The organism is Mycobacterium sp. BK086 (assembly GCA_004362315.1).
Taxonomy (GTDB): Bacteria; Actinomycetota; Actinomycetes; order Mycobacteriales; family Mycobacteriaceae; genus Mycobacterium.
In genome coordinates, this window is record SNWL01000008.1 from 107,516 (window position 1) to 126,208 (window position 18,693).

An 18,693-nucleotide genomic window follows, 5' to 3' on the forward strand; every position below is an offset into this window, starting at 1 on the left:
ATGATCGAATGGTCGGACACCGACATCATCATGCGCGACACCGCGCGGGAGTTCATCGCCAAGGAGATCCGCCCGCATCTCGAGGAACTCGAGAGCGGGAGCCGGTCGCCCTATCCGATCGCGCGAAAGCTGTTCAGCGAGTTCGGACTCGACGTGATGGCAGCAGAAGCGGTGAAGACGATGCTGGACCGCGAACGGTCCCGCGCCGAGTCCAACGAGGTGTCCAACGCTTCCCGCGGTGGCGGCGGTGGTCTGGGTGAGCTCGGTGCCCAGGCGTCGATGGCCGCCGTCCTGATCACTGAACTGGCCTCCGTCAGCATCGGCTTGCTGTCGACGATCGGGGTCAGCCTCGGTCTGGGCGCGTCGACGATCATGACGCGCGGCACACTGGCCCAGAAGGAACGCTGGCTGCCCGAGTTGATGACGTTGGAGAAGGTCGCGGCCTGGGCGATCACCGAGCCCGACGCCGGGTCGGATGCTTTCGGTGGCATGAAAACCTATGTCCGGCGCGACGGTTCGGACTACCTCCTCAACGGCCAGAAGACCTTTATCACCAACGGTCCCGATGCCGACGTCATCGTGGTGTACGCGAAGCTCGATGAGGGTCCTGACTCTGACGTCGACAAGCGCGACCGGCCGGTGCTCACCTTCGTGCTCGACGCCGGCATGCCCGGGCTGACGCAGGGCAGGCCGTTCAAGAAGATGGGGATGATGTCGTCGCCCACCGGCGAATTGTTCTTCGACAATGTTCGCCTCGGCCCTGACCGGCTGCTCGGCGAGACCGAGCAGCACGGCGCCGGCGATGGACGAGAAAGTGCCAGAGCCAATTTCGCCGGCGAACGGATCGGAATCGCCTTGATGTCCCTGGGCATCATCAACGAGTGTCACCGATTGTGTGTCGACTACGCCAAGTCGCGCACACTCTGGGGTAAGAACATCGGCCAGTTCCAGTTGATCCAATTGAAATTGGCACAGATGGAAGTCGCCCGAATCAACGTGCAGAACATGGTGTTCCAGACCTTGGAGTCCCTCGGCAGCGGGCGGTTGCCTTCGCTGGCCGAGGCTTCGGCGATCAAGCTGTACTCCTCGCAAGCCGCGACAGAGGTCGCCATGGAGGCCGTGCAGCTCTTCGGCGGTAACGGATACATGGCTGAGTATCACGTGGAAAGGCTTGCCCGCGATGCCAAGTCGTTGATGATTTACGCGGGGAGCAACGAGGTTCAGGTCACCCACATCGCCAAGGGACTGCTCTCGGCATGATCGATACCGGGACGGGTTGCTACGACGGCGTGCGAACCCGAGTCCTGTCGGTGGGCGGTGAAGGGCTGCCGATCGTGTTGCTGCACGGCTACGCGGACTCCGCCGACACCTGGCGCGCGGTACTCGGACAGCTCGACGCCGCGGGCCGGTGCGCCATGGCGGTCGACCTTCCCGGCTTCGGGTGGGCAGATCGCCGGCGGCCGGGTCCGCTTCTGCCGCAGTTCGATACCTTCGTCGATGCGCTATTGGAGGATCTCGGACCCGCGGTGCTCGTCGGGAACTCGCTGGGTGCCGCGACCGCGATCCGGGCCGCCGCCCGTAAACCCGATGCCGTGCAGGCGGTCCTTGCGCTCAACGACCCGCTCAACGCCCGCCATCTGCCGGCCCGGCTTGCTCGTCACCGACGACTCCCGGTTCAGGTCTGGCACACCGCGGCAATGCTGCCGATCCCCGACGGAGTCCTCCGATGGGCGGCGGGCAAGGCCGTCCGGCATGTGCTGTACGGCCCCGGCGCGGCCGCCGACCCTGCCGTCATCGCGCGGTGGCGGCGCACCATCGGCGGACCCGCTGCCCTGGCAAGCCTGGGGCGCTATGCGTTTCAATATGCGCACGAGACCGCTGCCGGGCACGGTGACCTTCAGATCGCGTGCCCCGCGGTGGTCGCCCATGGGGCCAAAGACCGCATCATTCCGGTCCAGGCCAGCCGGACCCTGCATCAGCAGATTCCCGGCAGTTCCCTTGTCGTGCTGCCGAGATCCGGCCACTGTCCGCAGTTGGACAACCCGCGCGAGGTCGTCCGACTGATCCTGGGGCTGCAGTGACCACGCAGCTGGTGAGCACGCTTCGTGCGGTCTCGGTGTTGCAGCGACGGGGAATGATCGACCTGACCGATCCGGCCGGACTGCTGACCGCCGCCCGCGCCCTGCGGCGGTACGGGTCATTCGGAGGACTAGTCTCGTACACCGCTTCGCGCTACGGTGATTCGCCCGCGCTGACCGATGAGCGGGGGACGCTGACTTTCCGCGAACTGGATCAGCTTTCGAATGCCACGGCGCGAACTCTGCTGGCCCGCCGGCCAAGTGGCGATTGCGCGATCGGGCTGCTCAACCGAGGCCATCGAGGTCTGCTGGTGGTCCTGGCGGCCGCCGGAAAGGCCGGCATACGAACGGTTCTGCTGAACACCGGGTTCGCGGGTCCACAGTTGCGTGACGTCTGTGTGCGTGAGCGGATCCAGATCGTGCTTGCCGACCAGGAGTTCGCCGAGCTGTTCGATGCCTTACCGCCCGATGTCGAGGTACTGCTGAACTGGGCCGAGGGCTCTCACGCTCACCCGTTGATCGACGACCTCGCCGCGCGGCAGTCCACCGACCCGCTGCCGTATCCCAGCCGTCCCGGGGGTTTGGTGCTGCTCACCAGCGGCACCACCGGAATCCCCAAGGGCGCGCCGCGGGACCGGATCAGCCCGCTGCAGTCGGCGCAGCTTCTCGACCGGGTGCCGTGGCCCGCGAACGGTTGCTACGTGGTGGCGGCACCGCTCTTCCATGCCACCGGGTTGGCAACAGCGACAGTCGGATTGGCGTTGGGCAATCGCGTTGTTGTGTCCAGGCGGTTCGATCCGCAGGCGGCCCTCGCCGCGATCGCGGGGCATCACGCCGACGCCATGGTCCTGGTTCCCACCATGCTGAGCCGCATCCTCGACCTCGGACCCGACATCATCGACCGGTACGGTACGTCGTCACTGCGCGTCATTTTCGCTGCCGGGTCCACGCTGTCGCCGCAGTTGTCCCGACGCACACTGGACACCTTCGGTGACGTGCTCTACAACCTGTACGGCTCGACCGAGGTCGCCACCGCGGCTGTCGCGACGCCCGAGGAATTACGCGTCGCGCCGGGTACCGTCGGGCGCCCACCCGTCGGCTGCCGCATCGCCGCGTACGACACGTACGACCGGCCCATCACCGAGCCCGGACGCACCGGCACGCTGTATGTGTCGAGCGGACTGAGCTTTTCGGGCTACACCGACGGTGGCAGCAAGAGGGTGCTCGACGGATTGATGTCCAGTGGCGACACCGGGCATTTCGACGACCGGGGCCTGTGGTTCGTCGACGGTCGCGATGACGACATGATCGTCTCGGGAGGGGAGAACGTCTACCCAATCGAGGTGGAGAACTTGCTCACCGAGCATCCGGCCGTCGTGGAGGCCGCCGCGGTGGGGACACCGGACCGGGATTTCGGACAGCGCTTGTGTGTATTCGTCGTGATCAAGGACAGCGCCCAGCTGGATGCCGAGGCCGTCAAGACCTATGTCCGCGATCGACTGGCTCGTCACAAGGTGCCGCGCGATGTCTACTTCGTCGATGCGTTGCCGCGCAACGAGACCGGGAAGGTGCTCAAGAGGAATCTGTTGAGCAAGGTTGCCGAGTGACGCCCACCGCCGAATCGGTGACGAACGTGGTCGCTGCGCTGCGATCTCGACAGCCCGAGTGGGAGGCGCTACCCGTCAACGCTCGGGTGCGCTGGCTGTCGCGATATCGGGATTGGTTGTGGGACAATCAATCACGACTCGAGGCGCTTTTGATTGCGGAGACGGGTAAACCCGCGGTCGAGGCCGGCCTCGAGATTCCCTATATCGTCCAAGCGATCAACTACCACAGTCGCCGGGCGCCGCGGGTGCTCGCCGACCGCAGGCCGCGTCCGCACGGCATGTTGGCTATCACCAAGCGGCAGTTGATCGTTCAGCGCCCGTACCAGGTGGTCGGTGTGATCACGCCGTGGAACTTTCCGCTCGGCCTGTCCCTTCTGGACGCGGTGCCGGCGCTGTTGGCGGGCTGCGCGGTGGTGGTCAAACCGTCGGAGCTGACTCCGGCAGCGGTGTCGGCCGCGGTCGCCGGCTGGGCTGAAATCGGCGCGCCACAGGTTCTCGACGTGGTGTGCGGGGACGGCCGCGCCGGCAACGCGGTTGTCGCCCAGGTCGATTTCGTCCAGTTCACCGGTTCGGTGCGGACCGGCCGGGCCATCGCCAGGGCGGCCGCGGACCGCTTGATCCCGTGTGCCCTCGAACTCGGCGGCAAGGACGCGATGATCGTTCTCGACGACGCCGACGTGACGCGCGCGGCCAACGCGGCGGTGTGGGGAGCGATGGCCAACTGCGGCCAGATGTGCGTGTCCGTTGAGCGGGTGTACGTCGAATCGGCGGTCTACGACGAGTTCGTCTCGCAGGTGACGGCCAAGGTCGCAGCACTGCGCCCCGGAATCGACATGGGCCGGTTCACCAATCCGGCTCAGACCGAGGTCATGCGGCGACATGTGGACGATGCCCTTTCGCGCGGAGCGACCGCGCTGGTCAGCGGTCATGGCGGCCACGGGCCCACGGTGCTGGCCGGCGTCGACCACCGCATGCTCTGCATGACCGAAGAAACGTTCGGCCCGACGTTGCCCGTGGTGCGGGTCAGTGACGAAGACGAGGCGGTCCGGCTGGCCAACGAGTCCCGCTACGGCTTGTCTGCGGCGGTGTTCAGCGGCGACCGACACCGGGCCGAACGCATCGCGCGGCGCATCGACGCGGGGGCCGTGAACATCAACGATGTCTTCGCGAACCTGTTCACGCTGGCATTACCCCAATCCGGGTGGAAAGAGTCGGGTCTGGGCACGCGCGGCGGCAGTGAAGCGGTGTCGAAGTTCTGCAGGCCGCAGGCGATTGTGGCCGCTCGGGTGACCCCCGCCCGAGAGCTCACCTGGTATCCCTACACCCCGTTGCGCGGCGCGGCGATGCGCCGCGTTTCGCGGCTGATCGGCGCGCGGGGCTTTCGGCGCCGATTCGGCTAGCGGTTCGACAGAAGGAGGCGGCACATGGCAGCGACGAACCTGAGGGATCGGGTCGTGGTGGTGACCGGCGGAGCCAGAGGTATCGGGGCGGCGACCGCGTCGGCGTTCGCCCGGGCCGGAGCCAAGGTGGCCATCGGCGATGTCGACGTCGAACTGGCAGAGCGGACGGCGGCCGAGGTCGGCTGCTGGTGGGGTGAGGTCGACGTCACCGACCGGGCCAGCTTTGCGTGCTTCCTGGACTCGCTGACCGGGGCGCTCGGGCAGATCGACGTGCTGGTGAACAACGCTGGGATCATGCCGGTGACGCCACTGGTCGACGAGACGGCCGAGTCGATCCAACGTCAGCTCGCCATCAACGTCGCCGGTGTCATCTACGGAACGCAGCTGGCTGTGGAGCGCATGGGTCCACGAGGATTCGGGCACGTGGTCAACGTCGCGTCCGCCGCGGGCCGGATGGGCTTCGGAGGCGTGTCCACCTACTCCGCCACAAAGTTCGCGGTGGCCGGTTTCACCGAGGCCATCGCGCTCGAGTCGGCGGCTACCGGTATCACGTTCACCACGGTGTACCCGGGCATGGTCAGGACGGAGTTGTCCGCCGGTCTCGCCGACCACTGGCTGATGCGGACCTGTGCGCCCGAGGTCGTCGCCGCGGCCGTCGTCGACGCGGTGCGCCGGCGCCGGAGGTCGGTGTACGTGCCCCGCCGGCTGGGCCCGTTGACCTCGATCTACGGCCTGCTGCCGGCCAGGGGTCGTGCTGCGGTGATGGGCCTGCTGGGAGCCGACCACCAGATGCTTGACGGCGACGGTGACATCCGCCGCTCCTACGAATCCCGGGTCAGCCGGGCGTCCCAGAACTAACCTTTGGGCCAATTCTGCGAAGTCGCTCCCAGCCGCCTCACAGCTCGCTAGGTTGAAGTTTGCCAACCGGGGGATGGAACCGAGCCGGGGGGCAACGACGGAGGGGATCGCTGCCCCCCGCCTTGGTGTCCGAATCAGGCCCAGGCGGACCAGAAGCGGGTCAGCTGCATGCCGATCGAGGCCAGCGCTCCGGGCACTCCCGACAGGTCGAAGAACCAGAAAACCGCCGAGAAGAACCACTGGTTCAGTGCCGGGGCCAGCAGCAGGACGATCAGGAACAGGAAGCCGAACTGCTTGGCCGGCGCCACGGCGCGCTGCGTCTCGGGGCTCAGATGCGGTTCGAGTGCCGCATAGCCGTCCAGGCCGGGGATCGGCAGCAGGTTCAGCAACAGCGCCGTGATCTGCAGGAATCCCAGGAAAGCGACGGCCGACCAGAACACCCCGTGACCGGAGTCGTAGAACAGGCGGGTGGCCGCAAGCAGGACGACGGCGAGCGCCAGGTTGGCGGCCGGCCCCGCCAGGCTCACCAGCGTGCGCTGCCGCGGTTTCATGAACGCGGTGCGGACGTAGACCGCGCCGCCGGGCAGCCCGATTCCGCCGAGCGCGATGAACAGCAGCGGCAGGCCGAGCGACAGCAGCGGGCTGGAGTACTTGAGCGGATTGAGCGTCAGATAACCGCGCATCGCGACGTCGTGGTCACCGAATCGCCAGGCCGTGTACGCGTGGCCGAACTCGTGCAGACACAGCGACACCAGCCAGCCGGCGACGACGAAGACGAACACCCCGACGTAGGCCAGCGGCCGCACGGTGTCCGCGGCCAGCCAGGCCACCACCCCACCGGCCGCGGTGATCGCGACGATTGCCAGGAAGACCGGGCTGGGCCGGACCGACTGGTGCAGCGGACGGATGTTCACCTCACGAAACTACCGGACACGCCGCGTGACCTGGGATCACGAGACCCGTAGCCAACCCGTGGTGTGCCGGTAGAACGCGGCCCGTTTGGCCTCGCGGGACAACTCGACGCCGTCGCGCACGACCCGGGCGCCGGTGGTGCCGAGCTGGACGGCCCGGCCGGTCAGCCAGCGTCGCGGACGCATCCGGCCGGTCAGCACCGCCGCCCGCAGGCCCGGCATCGACGCGGTCGGCTCGATCCTCACGGCCGTCACCTCCCCATCGAACAGCAGGTCGTCGTCGACGACGGCCTCGCCGTGGATCACCCGGTCCTCGCCAGGGGGCAGCCAGAACGCCGCGCCGACGAGAACGGTGCCCGTCTCGTCGCGGATCAGCGGAACCCGTTGCGCCACACCGGTCAACGCTCGCCGGGCTCCGCGCCACCGCGACACCGGTGCCACCTCGACGTCGAGGCGTTCGGTGCGCATCAGCCGCGTCAGCACCGTGGCCAGATCGGTCGCCGAACCCACGACAACCACCCGGGACGCGCCGTGGACGGCAGCGTCGATGGCCGCCGGATCGGGGTCGTCGAGACAGGGCAGCGAGCCCAGCCCGCGCGGCAGTCGGCGGCCCCCGAAACGCAACACGGCGATCTCGGTGTTGGTCAACGACACTCCTCGCGCTGCGCTCCGATAGGGTAGGTCACCGGCTGCACCACAATAAGCAGGAGAAATACCATGCCGGCAATCGTCCTCATCGGCGCCCAGTGGGGCGACGAGGGCAAGGGAAAAGCCACCGACCTTCTCGGTGGGCGCGTCCAGTGGGTGGTGCGCTACCAGGGCGGTAACAACGCGGGGCACACCGTCGTCCTGCCGACCGGCGAGAACTTCGCGCTGCACCTCATCCCATCGGGCATCCTGACCCCGGGGGTCACCAACGTCATCGGCAACGGTGTCGTCGTCGATCCGGGCGTGCTGCTGACCGAGCTTGCCGGTCTCGAGGACCGCGGGGTTGACACCTCGGGGCTGCTGATCTCGGCTGATGCCCACCTGCTGATGCCCTATCACGTGGCCATCGACAAGGTCACCGAGCGCTACATGGGCAGCAAGAAGATCGGCACCACCGGCCGCGGTATCGGCCCGTGCTACCAGGACAAGATCGCCCGGATGGGTATCCGCGTCGCCGACGTTCTGGACCACGAGCTGCTGGCTGCCAAGATCGGCGCCTCGCTGGAGCTCAAGAACCAGGTCCTGGTCAAGATCTACAACCGCAAGGCGCTGGACGCCGACGAGGTCCTAGAGGCACTGCTGGCGCAGGCCGAAGGCTTCAAGCACCGCATCGCCGACACCCGCCTGGTCCTCAACACCGCGCTGGAAGCCGGCGAGACGGTGCTTCTGGAGGGCTCGCAGGGCACGCTGCTCGACGTCGACCACGGCACCTATCCGTTCGTGACGTCCTCGAACCCGACATCGGGTGGCGCGGCCGTCGGCTCGGGCATCGGCCCCACCCGCATCACCACCGTGCTGGGGATCCTCAAGGCCTACACCACCCGGGTCGGCTCGGGCCCGTTCCCGACCGAGCTGTTCGACGAGCACGGCGCCTATCTGGCCAAGACCGGCGGCGAGGTCGGCGTGACGACGGGCCGCCCGCGCCGCTGTGGATGGTTCGACGCGGTGATCGCCCGTTACGCCACCCGGGTCAACGGCATCACCGATTACTTCCTGACGAAACTCGATGTGCTCTCCAGCCTGGAGACCGTGCCGGTGTGCGTCGGCTACACGGTCGACGGCAAGCGCACCAACGAGATGCCGATGACCCAGAGCGACATCGCCCGCGCCGAGCCGATCTATGAGGAACTGCCCGGCTGGTGGGAGGACATTAGCTCGTGCCGTACCTTCGAGGACCTGCCCGCCAAGGCGCGTGACTACGTGCTGAGGCTCGAAGAGCTTGCCGGAGCCTATGTTTCGTGCATCGGCGTTGGTCCCGGCCGTGATCAGACCATCGTGCGCCGCGACATCCTGGCACCGAGATGACGGAAGAGTTCGAACTCGACCCCGACTATTACAAGCACGGCGGCTTCCCGAAATTCGAAGCCGCCCAACCGGGAGAGGGATTCGGCCGGTTTCTGGCCGCGATGCGCCGGGCTCAGGACCTGGCGGTGTCGGCCAATCCGGACCCGGACACCTGGAGCGCTGCTGCCGATCGGGTCGAGGAACTGGTGAGCCTACTGGCATCGTTCGAGGCCGCCGAAGGCGTTGGTCCGGCCAACCGCGTGCCCAGTCTTCCCGGCGCCGGCAGCCTGTTGATGGCGCCGTACCACGTCACCAAGTTCGATGCCGAGGCCGTCGAGTTGACCGTGCGGTTCAGCAGGTTTCACGTCGGCGGCAACTACGCCGTGCACGGCGGTGTGTTGCCGTTGATGTTCGACTCGATGTTCGGCATGGTCATCCATGCGACCGGGCGTCCGATCAGCCGGACCGCCTTCCTGCACGTCGACTACCGCAACGTCACGCCGATCGACACCGACCTGACGGTGCGCGGCTGGCTGCGGGAAGCCGAGGGGCGCAAGGCCTTCGTCAACGCCGAGCTGCGACGTCCGGACGGAACTCTCTGCGCCGAATCGCACGGTTTGATGGTGCGTCTCCTGCCCGGGCAGCCCTGAGTCTGTCACCATGACGACGTGCCCGACTCCAGCATTGGCAACAAAGGCTCGTCGACGCTGAAAACCCTCACCACTCCGCGGGCGGCCGCGGCCGCCGGCGTGGCATTCGCGCTCTTGTTCGGCGCCAACCTGATCCTGATCCGCTCCTCCCTGCCCGAAGGTGCGCAGCCCGGCTCGCAATGGCTTGATGCCGCAAGCGGGAAGATGAAGATCGCGGCCATCCTGATGCCGTTCGCGGGGATCAGCTTCCTATGGTTCATCGGGGTCGTGCGCGACGGCCTCGGCCGGCTCGAGGACCGATTCTTCGCCACGGTGTTCCTGGGCAGCGGATTGCTGTTCCTGGCAATGATGTTCGTGACGAGCGCGATCGGGGCAGGCCTGGCCGGGAGTAACAGTGCGGTGGGTCACGAGCAGCTCGGGCACAGCGACGTGGCGTTGTTCGGCCAGATGATCGTGCTGACGTTGTCGAAGACCTATGCCCTGCGGATGGCCGCGGTGTTCATGATCTCGTTGGCCACGATCTGGCTGCGGACCGGGCTGATGCCGCGCTGGCTGGTGTACATCAGCTATCTGCTCGCCGTGGCGTTGTTGATCGCCAGCGACATCAGTATGTGGCTGACACTGGGCTTTCCGATCTGGGTGCTCGTCGTGAGCTTGCTGCTACTGGCGCGTGCCGGGGTGTTCGAGGATCACCAGGCCACCGGCAGGGACCGCAAGCCGTAGATGAAGTGGAACGGTTTGAACTCGATCTCGTCGAACGGTTCTGCGCACGCCAGGTTCGGAAAGCGCTGCAGCAGAGCCGGAAACGCGATCCGCATCTCCATGCGGGCCAGTGGGGCACCAAGGCAGTGATGCACGCCGTGGCCGAAGGCCAAGTGGCTCAGTAGTTCCCGTTTGATATCGAGTACGTCGGGGTCATCGACGAACGCCGAATCCCGATTGCCTGACGCCAAGGCGGCCAGCACCAGGCTGCCGGCCGGGATCGCCACCCCGGCGACGTCCACGTCGGCCGTGGTGATCCGAGGAATGCTGCTGTGCACGATCGACAGCCAGCGAAGTAGTTCCTCGACGGCCGGTGCAACCGCATCGGGGTCGTCGCGGACGGCTGCGAGCTGTTCGGGATGTCGCAGCAGCGCAAGGGTGCCCAGGCTGAGCATGTTCGACGTGGTCTCGTGCCCGGCGAGCAGCAGCAGCGCCGAGACCCCGATCAGTTCGTCATCGCTGAGCTCGTCGCCGTGCTCGCGCACCAGCATGCCGAGCATGTCCTCGCGCGGCGCGCGACGCGCCGAGGCCACCAGCGAGCCCATGTATTCGCGGCCGGCCCGCACCAACTCCAGGCGTTCGGGGATCGGGATGGACAGGTCGAGCTGGCGGGCGCTGCGCCGCTGGAAATCGTCGCGGTCGGCGTACGGCACGCCAAGCAGCTCGCAGATCACCAGTGAGGGGATCGGCAGGGCGAAGTCGGCCACCAGATCTGCTGGTGCGCCTGCCTGTTCGATCGCGTCGAGGCGGGCGGTGACGATCTCCACGATGCGGGGTTCGAGGGCCTTCATCCTGCGCACGGTGAACTCGCCGGTCAGCATCCGGCGCAGCCGGCTGTGCTGGGGTGGGTCGAGGGCCAGCAGGTTGCCCGCGCGTGCACTGGCCTGCTCGTCCTCGGCAAGCTGCGGCGCGCCGGGCACCACGAATCCGGGGGGCCGGGAATTGGAGAAGTGTTCGTGATCGGCGAGCACCGCCCTGATGTCGTCGTAGCGGGTGATCAGGTACACCTGCATGCCGAACGCGTTGACGGCGGTGACCACACCGCTGCCGTCGCGGATGTCGCGTAGTTCTGGCGTGGGGTCGAACCCGTTGCGCCGCATATGCAGTGGCGGCAGCGCGGGAGCGTGTGTCATGACACGACGTTACGCGCCCTTGGACGGTTCGATATCGCCACGCCGGAACGCCGGCCACCAGATCGCCGGTCCGATCAGGGTGAACAGGGCCGGGATCACCACGGTGCGCACCACGAAGGTGTCCAGCAGGATGCCCAGGCCCACGATGATGCCCAGCTGGGTCATCACGATCAGGGGCAGCACACCGAGCACGGTGAACACCGCCGCCAGCACGATGCCGGCGCTGGTGATCACCGCACCCGTCGCCGATACCGCGCGCACGATCCCGCCGCGGGTGCCGAACTCTGGCGTCTCCTCCCGGGCTCGGGTCACCAGGAAGATCGTGTAGTCCACGCCGAGCGCGACCAGGAACAGGAACGCGAACAGGGGTGTGGTGTTGTCCAGTGCCGGAAAGCCCAGCACGTGCACACTCACCCAGCCGCCCAGCCCGAGCGCGGCCATCGTGGACAGCACGGTTGCTGCCACCAGGACCAGCGGGGCCAGTGCGGCGCGAAGCAGCGCGTACAGCACCGCGAGCACCACGATCAGGATGGCCGGGATCACCACCCAGCGATCGCGAACCGCCCCGTCCCTGGCGTCCATGGCCTGGGCGTCTGAGCCGCCCACCAATGCGGCGGGGTCGACGTGATGCACCGAATCACGAAGGGCGGCAACGGTATCAAAGGCGGCTGGGGAGGCCGGTTCACCCTCGACGACGACCTGCCACTGCGTCAGCCCTGTCGGGGACTGCCCGGCCGGGTTGGCCGAGACGACGCCGGGGGTGGCCAGGATCGCCTGATTGATGGCAACACTCTTGTCGGTGCTGCCGATCACCCGGGTCGGGTCGGTGAGTCCGCTGGGAAAGTGCGCGGACAACGTGCGGTAGCCAGCCACCGAATCCGCACTGACTCGGAATTGGTCGATCTGATTGAGCCCCACCGGTGTTGCCAGCAGGCCGGTGGCCAAAACAGCCAACACCGCGGTGGCCGCGACCGTGACGCGGCCAGCATGACGCGACACCCAATCGGCGACCCGGTGCCACGCCCCGGTATCGGTGACGTCTTCGGTACCCGCACGAGGAATGAAGGGCCAGAACAGCTTCGGGCCGAACAATGCCAGCAGGGGCGGCAGCATCAGCAACACGAAGACGGCGGCGACCAACAGCCCAGACGCGGCCTGCACCCCCAGGCTGCGGGTACTCGGCGATGAGGCGAACAGCAGCGTCAGCAGCGCCAGCACGACGGTGGCATTGCTGGCGGCGATCGCGGGACCGGCGAACCGGACCGCGGTGCGCAACGCCTGCCGGTGTTGGCTCGTGTGACGCAACTCTTCCCGGTAGCGCGAAATCATCAGCAGCGCATAGTTGGTCCCCGCGCCGAACACCAGCACGCTGGTGATGCCGGAGGTCGAACCGTCGGCGGCCAGGCCGGAGGCGTCGGCGATGGCCGCGCCCAGGACCGCGGCCACTCGATCGGCGAAGGCGATCACCAGTAGTGGGACCAGCCACAGGACCGGTGATCGGTAGGTGACGATCAGCAGCAGGGCGACCACCGCACCGGTGACGGCCAGCAGGGTGATGTTGGCCCCCGCGAACGCATTTGCGATGTCCGCACCGAACGCCGGGCCGCCGGTGACGCTGGCGACGAGGTCGGCGGGCAGGCCCGCCTTGGCAGCTTCGCGCAGCGACTTGATTTCGTCGTTGAGCGCGAAACCGGACAGCGTCGTGGCGATCGGGACCGGGGCCAGGGCGGCTTTGCCGTCATCGGAGGCGGCGACCGGAATGGGTAGACCTCCGGTGCCGGTGGCGGCGATCATCCGTCCGCGCGCCGCGTCGGCGGCGGCCAGATCAGCCGGCGTCAGCGCCGCGCCGTCGGCGCGGGTGACGACGAGGATCACCGGCGCGGACTCGCCGCCGGGAAACTCTTTGAGCGTGGCGGCGACTTTGGCGGACTCCGCGCTCGGCGGCAGGGATACCGGTGACTGTTCGGCCGCGTTGCCCTGTCCGATGGCGCCCATCAGTCCGCCGCCGATCACCGCGACGATCAGCGCCAACAGCCAGGAATGCCGGTTGGTGACGAGATCGCCGATGCGCTCCCACAGCGGGCGCTTTGCTTCGAGTCCTCGGTGCACGACATCAACATAGCTTCATTTTCTTAACATTTCATCCACTTAACAGATAGCCTGGCGGGATGGACAACGCCGGCCGCGCCGAACTGGAGTCGGCCGTGGTTGCCGACATTCAGGCGTTGTCGGCCGAATCCGATCAGATCGGGCGGGAGTTCGCCGGCATCCACCGGCTGTCGGCCAATGACTTCCGGGCGCTGGTGCATGTCATGGTCGCCGAGAACGCCGGCACTCCGCTGACGGCGGGGGAGTTGCGCGCCCGGATGGGCCTGTCGGGTGCGGCGATCACCTACCTCGTCGAGCGGATGATCGAATCGGGGCATCTGCGCCGCGACTCCGACCCGACCGACCGCCGGAAAGTGATCCTGCGCTACGCCGATCACGGCATCGAAGTGGGCCGGGCGTTCTTCACCCCGCTGGCAACCCACACCCACCGCGTGCTGGGCGAGTTGCCCGACGCCGATCTCGCCGCCGCCCACCGGGTGTTCGCCGCCGTGCTGACTGCGATGACCGCGTTCCGCAACGATCTGGGTTCCTGACACTTTGTGTTTTGGAGAACTTGCCTGCGGACTTCGCCCAGGGTGAGTAAACATATTGTCGGCGAATGGGTCTTGGGGGTTCAGGTAGTTGCCGAGCACCTGTCGCTGACGGTCAGTGATGAGCGAAGTCGGGGAGCGGGCAATGAGTAGAGCAAAACATCTGTGCGTCGGGGTCGCCGCCGCGGGCATCGTCGGCCTCGGGGCGTCGGTTGGTGCGGCGGTCGCCAACGCCGAACCCGGCAACGCCGATGCCGGACCGTCAGCAAGCGCAGCGAAGTCCAGCTCGGCGAGCGCGGGACCCCGCGCGCGCACTCGTCCGCAGACCGAAACCCGGCGCACCGCAGGCAAGACCAGCCAGACCGTCGTGTCGTCGGCGTCGCGTAAACCCGCCGCGGCGGTGCGGACCACGACCTCGCCCGCGGCGGCGGCGCTGTCGGTTGCGCTGTCGTCGCTGGGGATCACCCCGCCGGCCTCCAGCGCGGCTTCCGGATCCTCGACGGTGTCCCCGGGAGTCGGTCAAAGTCGGCGCGGTCTGGTGATGACCGCGACGGCGTCGGCCGCCGCCGGTAACGGCGGTTCGGTCGGCGCGCTGGGCGTCAGCACGCCGACGCATGTGCTGGTGATCGGAATCGACGGCACGAATCTCAGTGCCATCCTGTCCGACCCGAACAACGTCAATCTTCAGGCGCTGATGAACACCGGCACCACCGCGGCGTCGACGATGGTGGGGCACACCACGATGTCGAATCCGTCGTGGACGGGCATCTTGACCGGCGTGTGGAGTGAGAAGACGGGTCTGTTCAACAACGTCTTCACGCCGTGGACCTACGACAAGTGGCCGACGATCTTCAACCAGCTCGAGGCCTTCGACCCGAACATCGAGACAACGTCAATCTCCGATTGGGAGAACATCGCCCAGATTTCCGGCGCGGGTTCGATTCCGGCCGACGTGATCAAGTTCTTCCCGAAGTACAACAACAGCTGGCTGGACACCGATGATCTGGTCGGCCAGGCCTCGGTCGATGCGATCAACGCCACGACAGCAGGCGTCTCCAGCTTCAACTTCACCTACTTCGTTGGCGTCGACGACACCGGGCACGAGTCCGACGCCGGATCCCAGCAGTACAAGGAGGCCCTGAACAACGTCGATGAGAACGTCGGCGAGATCATGGCCGCGGTCGATGCCTGGAACACGGCGCATCCGACCGAGAAATGGACCGTGCTGGTGACCACCGACCATGGTCAGGTGCCGTGGCCGACCATCCGGCTCGGCTCGGACATGCGTGCCCATGGTTTCCAGACACCATGGGAGACAACTACTTTCGTCATCGCCAACGGCGCGGGTTTCGAGCAGGGCGCGATCAACAACACCTACCTGAACATCGATATCGCCCCGACCGTCGACGCGCTGTTCGGGTTGACGCCCCCGTCCTACACGCAGGGCAAGCCCTTGATGGAGCGTGCGGCCAACGATTACAAGCCCGTGGCGCCCGGCTTGGACGCGCTCAAGCTGGCTCTGAACGACGCGATCGCGATGTACGGCTATCCCGACATCCAAACGGAGCTGGCCCTGGACCTCCGGACGATCGTCGGCTTCGTTCCCTACTTCGTGTACAGCGTCTTCAACGGCCTGACCGCCGACATGTCCGGGCCGCTGAAGCTGCCCATCCAGTTCATCGGGGCGGTGCTCTATCAGGCGGTCAACATCCCCGCGCAGATCATCGCGCGGCTGACCGGGGTGACGGGCAACCAGATCATCCCGCCGGACCTGTGGCCGTACACGACGGTGCCCGGCGTTCAGCCGTTGCCGCCCGCTCCGCCGACGGCCACCGTGCCGACGCCCGCCTCCATCGCGGTCTGATGGTGTCGGCCACGGCTGGTTAGCTGGGGGCGTGCTCGACACCGTCGCCGTGGAGAACTACCGCTCGCTGCGCCGGCTGGTCGTGCCGCTGCGCGGGTGCAACGTCGTCACGGGCCCCAATGGCTCCGGCAAATCCAGCCTGTACCGGGCGCTGCGCCTACTGGCCGACTCGGCCCGCAACGGCGCGGTCAACGCGCTGGCCCGCGAGGGCGGGCTGAATTCGACGATGTGGGCCGGCGGGGGAAAGACGGGTCCGGCGAGCCTCAAGCTGGGCTTCGCCGGTGAGGACTTCGGCTACGCCGTCGACTTCGGGATGCCCGTCCCCGGCAGAACCGCGTTCAACCTGGATCCGGAGGTCAAGTCCGAGGCGGTGTGGGCCGGCCCGGTGCTGCGACCCTCCGCTCTGCTGGCCGAACGCTTGGGGCCCGCCGTCCGGATCCGCGACGCTGACGACGGCTGGCGCACCGTCCCCGCCGGACTGCGCCCGTTCGACAGCATGCTCAGCGAACTCGGGGATCCTCAGTCCGCACCGGAACTGCTGGCATTACGTGAGCGGGTGCGGTCCTGGCGGTTCTACGACCATGTCCGCACCGACAGCGACGCGCCCGCGCGCCGACCTCAGATCGGCACCCGGACAATGGTTTTGGGCCACGATGGCGCCGACCTCGCGGCGGCTCTGCAGACGATCGCCGAGGTCGGCGATGCCGGGGCACTTGCCGAGGCGGTCGACGATGCGTTCCCCGGCTCCCGGGTGGAGATCCCCAACAGTGACGGTCGCTTCGAGGTCACCCTGCGCCAGCCCGGAATGTTGCGCGCACTGACCGCGGCCGAGCTCTCCGACGGCACGCTGCGCTATCTGCTGTGGGTGGCCGCCCTGCTCACCCCGCGGCCGGCCGAGCTCACGGTGCTCAACGAGCCGGAGGCCAGCCTGCACCCCGATCTGCTGCCCGCGCTGGCCGCGCTGATCGCCCGCTCCTCGGAACGTTCCCAGGTCGTCGTCGTCACCCACGCCGCCGCGTTGGTCCAGGCGTTGCGCCGCCAGCAGTGCGACGTCAACGCCATCGAACTCACCAAGGAGATGGGCCAGACGACCATCGTCGGCCAGGGTCTGCTCGACGAGCCGTCCTGGCACTGGCCTGCCCGGGGATGAGCCCACCTATCCTTGGGCATCATGCGTGTGATGCTGGTCGGGTCTGGTGAGCTGAGCCGCGAGCTGGTGCTGGCCTTTCAACGGCTCGGCGCCGAGGTCGTCGCCGTCGACCGCTACGCCGACGCTCCGGCGCACGACGTGGCCGACGAGGCGCTCGTCGTCACGATCACCGACCCCGAGGAACTGACCGCCGCTATCGCCAGGGTCGAGCCGGCCTACGTCGTGGTCGACACCAACGAAGTGGCCATCGATGCGCTGCGGGCGGCCGCCGACGGCGGCACCACCCAGGTCGTGCCCGGCGTCTACGCCACCCAGCTCAGCCTGGACCGGGAGGGGATGCGCCGGCTTGCCGCCGACGAGCTGGGCCTGCCGACCGCGCCGTTCTGGTTCGCCGGTTCGATCGATGAGCTGACCGCGGTCGCCGAGCACGCGGGGTTCCCGCTGGTGGTCAAGCCGGTGATCGGAGTGCCCGGCCAGGGCCAGTCGGTGCTGCTGCGCCCCGACGACGTCGAGCCCGCCTGGCAGCGCGCCGTCGCAGCCGGCGGCCGGGTGCCGCACAACCGGGTACTCGCCGAGACGGTCGTCGAGATCGACTACGCGGTCACCCTGCTGACCGTGCGTACCGACGGCCCCGCGGGTCCGGCCCTGCACTTCTGTGAGCCCATCGGGCACCGCCAGCTCGACGGCGTACTGGAGGCCTGGCAGCCGCAACAGATGACGCTGGCGGCGCTGGGCGCGGCGAAGTCGGTGGCGGCGCGGATCGTCCGGGCGCTCGGTGGCCGCGGAGTGTTCGGGGTGGAGCTGCTGGTCCGGGGGGACGAGGTGTACTTCTCCGATGTCAGCGTTCGTCCCTACGACAGCGGGCTGGTCACGCTGCGGACCCAGCGGCTGTCCGAATTCGAACTGCACGCCCGCGCCGTCCTGGGCCTGCCGGTCGACACCATCATGATCTCGCCGGGCGCCGCGGAGGTCACCTACGGCGGTGCCGACGAGAGCACCAACACCCCGGAGATCGACCCCGTGGTGCTGGCCGAAGCGCTCGTCGTGCCGGAGAGCGACGTGCGGCTGCTGGGCCGCCATGACGGTTCGGCACGATCGCGGCTCGGGGTTGCGCTGGCCACCGGATCCGAGGTCACCACCGCCCGGGACCGGGTCCGCCAGGTCTCGACGGCACTGCACCGGGTGTGGAAGCCGTGACCGAAGAAGAACACGACGGCTCGAGCCCGATGCCGATTTTGATCGCACTGGTTGTTGCTCTGCTGGTGCTCGGCACGATCGGGATCGTGTGGGTGCTCGACACCAGGCAGAAGCCGCTGACTGAGGACGTCAAGGTCGGTCGCGCCGCGGTCGGCCAGAATGACGCCCTGCAACGAGACAACTACGGCGACTTCCGCAAGTACACCTGCGCCGCACAACAGGGTGCTGAGGCCGAAGTGCTTGACCGGCAACAGAAGTCCAAGGCGGCACAGGGCGCCCGCTACGTCGACGACGTCACAGAGGTGAAGATCGACGGCGACAAGGCCACCGCGACGGTCGTCTACCACTTCGAAAAAGCGGCAGACCACAAGATCAACGTGCCGATGACCTTCGTGCGGGAGAACGGCGATTGGACGGTCTGCTCGCCAGGTCCGGTCTAAGAGCTATCCAGA

Annotated in this window: 17 protein-coding genes; 13 read left to right on the forward strand and 4 right to left on the reverse strand. The window is 67.5% G+C overall.

The genetic code is table 11. From position 1 onward, the window contains the following. From EV580_RS26910 to EV580_RS26930, 5 genes are read left to right on the forward strand one after another with little or no spacing between them, the layout of a single operon-like run. Positions 1-1,260 carry an acyl-CoA dehydrogenase family protein gene (locus tag EV580_RS26910; RefSeq protein WP_133695245.1) on the forward strand — a complete coding sequence of 420 codons (1,260 nt, stop codon included), beginning with the start codon at positions 1-3 and terminating at the stop codon, positions 1,258-1,260. After that, positions 1,257-2,081, forward strand: a complete 825-nt coding sequence (locus EV580_RS26915; RefSeq protein ID WP_133695247.1) for an alpha/beta fold hydrolase — start codon at positions 1,257-1,259, stop codon at positions 2,079-2,081. Before EV580_RS26910 ends, EV580_RS26915 begins: the two co-directional genes overlap by 4 nt. A 53-nt stretch (positions 2,082-2,134) precedes the next feature. After that, entirely contained in the window at positions 2,135-3,685 is a 1,551-nt protein-coding gene (locus EV580_RS26920; RefSeq protein ID WP_208114673.1) for an acyl-CoA synthetase, read from the forward strand. Continuing rightward, on the forward strand, positions 3,682-5,085 hold the full coding sequence (locus tag EV580_RS26925; RefSeq protein ID WP_133695250.1) for an aldehyde dehydrogenase family protein: 1,404 nt from the start codon (positions 3,682-3,684) through the stop codon (positions 5,083-5,085). Before EV580_RS26920 ends, EV580_RS26925 begins: the two co-directional genes overlap by 4 nt. A gap of 24 nt (positions 5,086-5,109) precedes the next feature. Then, positions 5,110-5,943, forward strand: coding sequence for an SDR family NAD(P)-dependent oxidoreductase (locus EV580_RS26930; RefSeq protein WP_133695252.1), 834 nt, complete (start codon positions 5,110-5,112; stop codon positions 5,941-5,943). A 134-nt stretch (positions 5,944-6,077) separates the two neighbouring features. Here EV580_RS26930 and EV580_RS26935 read toward each other — a convergent pair whose 3' ends face one another. Together EV580_RS26935 and EV580_RS26940 are read right to left on the reverse strand one after the other, a co-directional pair. Then, positions 6,078-6,857 carry a site-2 protease family protein gene (locus EV580_RS26935; RefSeq protein ID WP_133695253.1) on the reverse strand — a complete coding sequence of 260 codons (780 nt, stop codon included), beginning with the start codon at positions 6,855-6,857 and terminating at the stop codon, positions 6,078-6,080. Between the two features lie 36 nt (positions 6,858-6,893). Continuing rightward, positions 6,894-7,502, reverse strand: coding sequence for a peptidase M50 (locus EV580_RS26940; RefSeq protein ID WP_133695255.1), 609 nt, complete (start codon positions 7,500-7,502; stop codon positions 6,894-6,896). Between the two features lie 69 nt (positions 7,503-7,571). Between EV580_RS26940 and EV580_RS26945 the strand changes: the two genes are divergently transcribed. The 3 genes from EV580_RS26945 to EV580_RS26955 are packed head-to-tail and all read left to right on the forward strand — an operon-like array spanning position 7,572 to position 10,219. Further along, the gene (locus EV580_RS26945; RefSeq protein ID WP_133695257.1) at positions 7,572-8,867 is read left to right on the forward strand and encodes an adenylosuccinate synthase; all 1,296 of its coding nucleotides are present in this window, start codon (positions 7,572-7,574) and stop codon (positions 8,865-8,867) included. Beyond that, positions 8,864-9,496 carry a PaaI family thioesterase gene (locus EV580_RS26950; RefSeq protein WP_133695258.1) on the forward strand — a complete coding sequence of 211 codons (633 nt, stop codon included), beginning with the start codon at positions 8,864-8,866 and terminating at the stop codon, positions 9,494-9,496. The genes EV580_RS26945 and EV580_RS26950 overlap by 4 nt, the downstream gene beginning before the upstream one ends. Before the next feature lie 18 nt (positions 9,497-9,514). Continuing rightward, positions 9,515-10,219 carry a hypothetical protein gene (locus EV580_RS26955; protein WP_183517106.1) on the forward strand — a complete coding sequence of 235 codons (705 nt, stop codon included), beginning with the start codon at positions 9,515-9,517 and terminating at the stop codon, positions 10,217-10,219. Here the strand turns inward: EV580_RS26955 and EV580_RS26960 are convergent. Both EV580_RS26960 and EV580_RS26965 read right to left on the reverse strand, forming a co-directional pair. Next, positions 10,186-11,391: a cytochrome P450 gene (locus tag EV580_RS26960; RefSeq protein WP_133695260.1), complete on the reverse strand. Its 1,206-nt coding sequence runs from the start codon at positions 11,389-11,391 to the stop codon at positions 10,186-10,188. The two genes, EV580_RS26955 and EV580_RS26960, sit on opposite strands and share 34 nt — an antisense overlap. A 9-nt stretch (positions 11,392-11,400) precedes the next feature. Continuing rightward, positions 11,401-13,386, reverse strand: a complete 1,986-nt coding sequence (locus EV580_RS26965; RefSeq protein ID WP_133695953.1) for an MMPL family transporter — start codon at positions 13,384-13,386, stop codon at positions 11,401-11,403. Between the two features lie 173 nt (positions 13,387-13,559). Here EV580_RS26965 and EV580_RS26970 point away from each other — a divergent pair, with 173 nt between their 5' ends. The 5 genes from EV580_RS26970 (at position 13,560) to EV580_RS26990 (ending at position 18,681) form a co-directional block, all read left to right on the forward strand. Beyond that, a complete protein-coding gene (locus EV580_RS26970; RefSeq protein WP_133695262.1) occupies positions 13,560-14,033 on the forward strand; it encodes a MarR family winged helix-turn-helix transcriptional regulator in 474 nt (157 codons plus the stop codon). A 142-nt stretch (positions 14,034-14,175) separates the two neighbouring features. Next, positions 14,176-15,894, forward strand: a complete 1,719-nt coding sequence (locus EV580_RS26975) for an alkaline phosphatase family protein (RefSeq protein ID WP_166654916.1) — start codon at positions 14,176-14,178, stop codon at positions 15,892-15,894. A gap of 31 nt (positions 15,895-15,925) precedes the next feature. Next, positions 15,926-17,044, forward strand: coding sequence for an AAA family ATPase (locus EV580_RS26980; protein WP_133695265.1), 1,119 nt, complete (start codon positions 15,926-15,928; stop codon positions 17,042-17,044). A gap of 21 nt (positions 17,045-17,065) precedes the next feature. Then, entirely contained in the window at positions 17,066-18,241 is a 1,176-nt protein-coding gene (purT, locus tag EV580_RS26985) for a formate-dependent phosphoribosylglycinamide formyltransferase (RefSeq protein ID WP_133695267.1), read from the forward strand. Further along, the gene (locus EV580_RS26990) at positions 18,238-18,681 is read left to right on the forward strand and encodes an Rv0361 family membrane protein (RefSeq protein ID WP_133695269.1); all 444 of its coding nucleotides are present in this window, start codon (positions 18,238-18,240) and stop codon (positions 18,679-18,681) included. Before purT ends, EV580_RS26990 begins: the two co-directional genes overlap by 4 nt. Positions 18,682-18,693 lie beyond the last annotated feature (12 nt).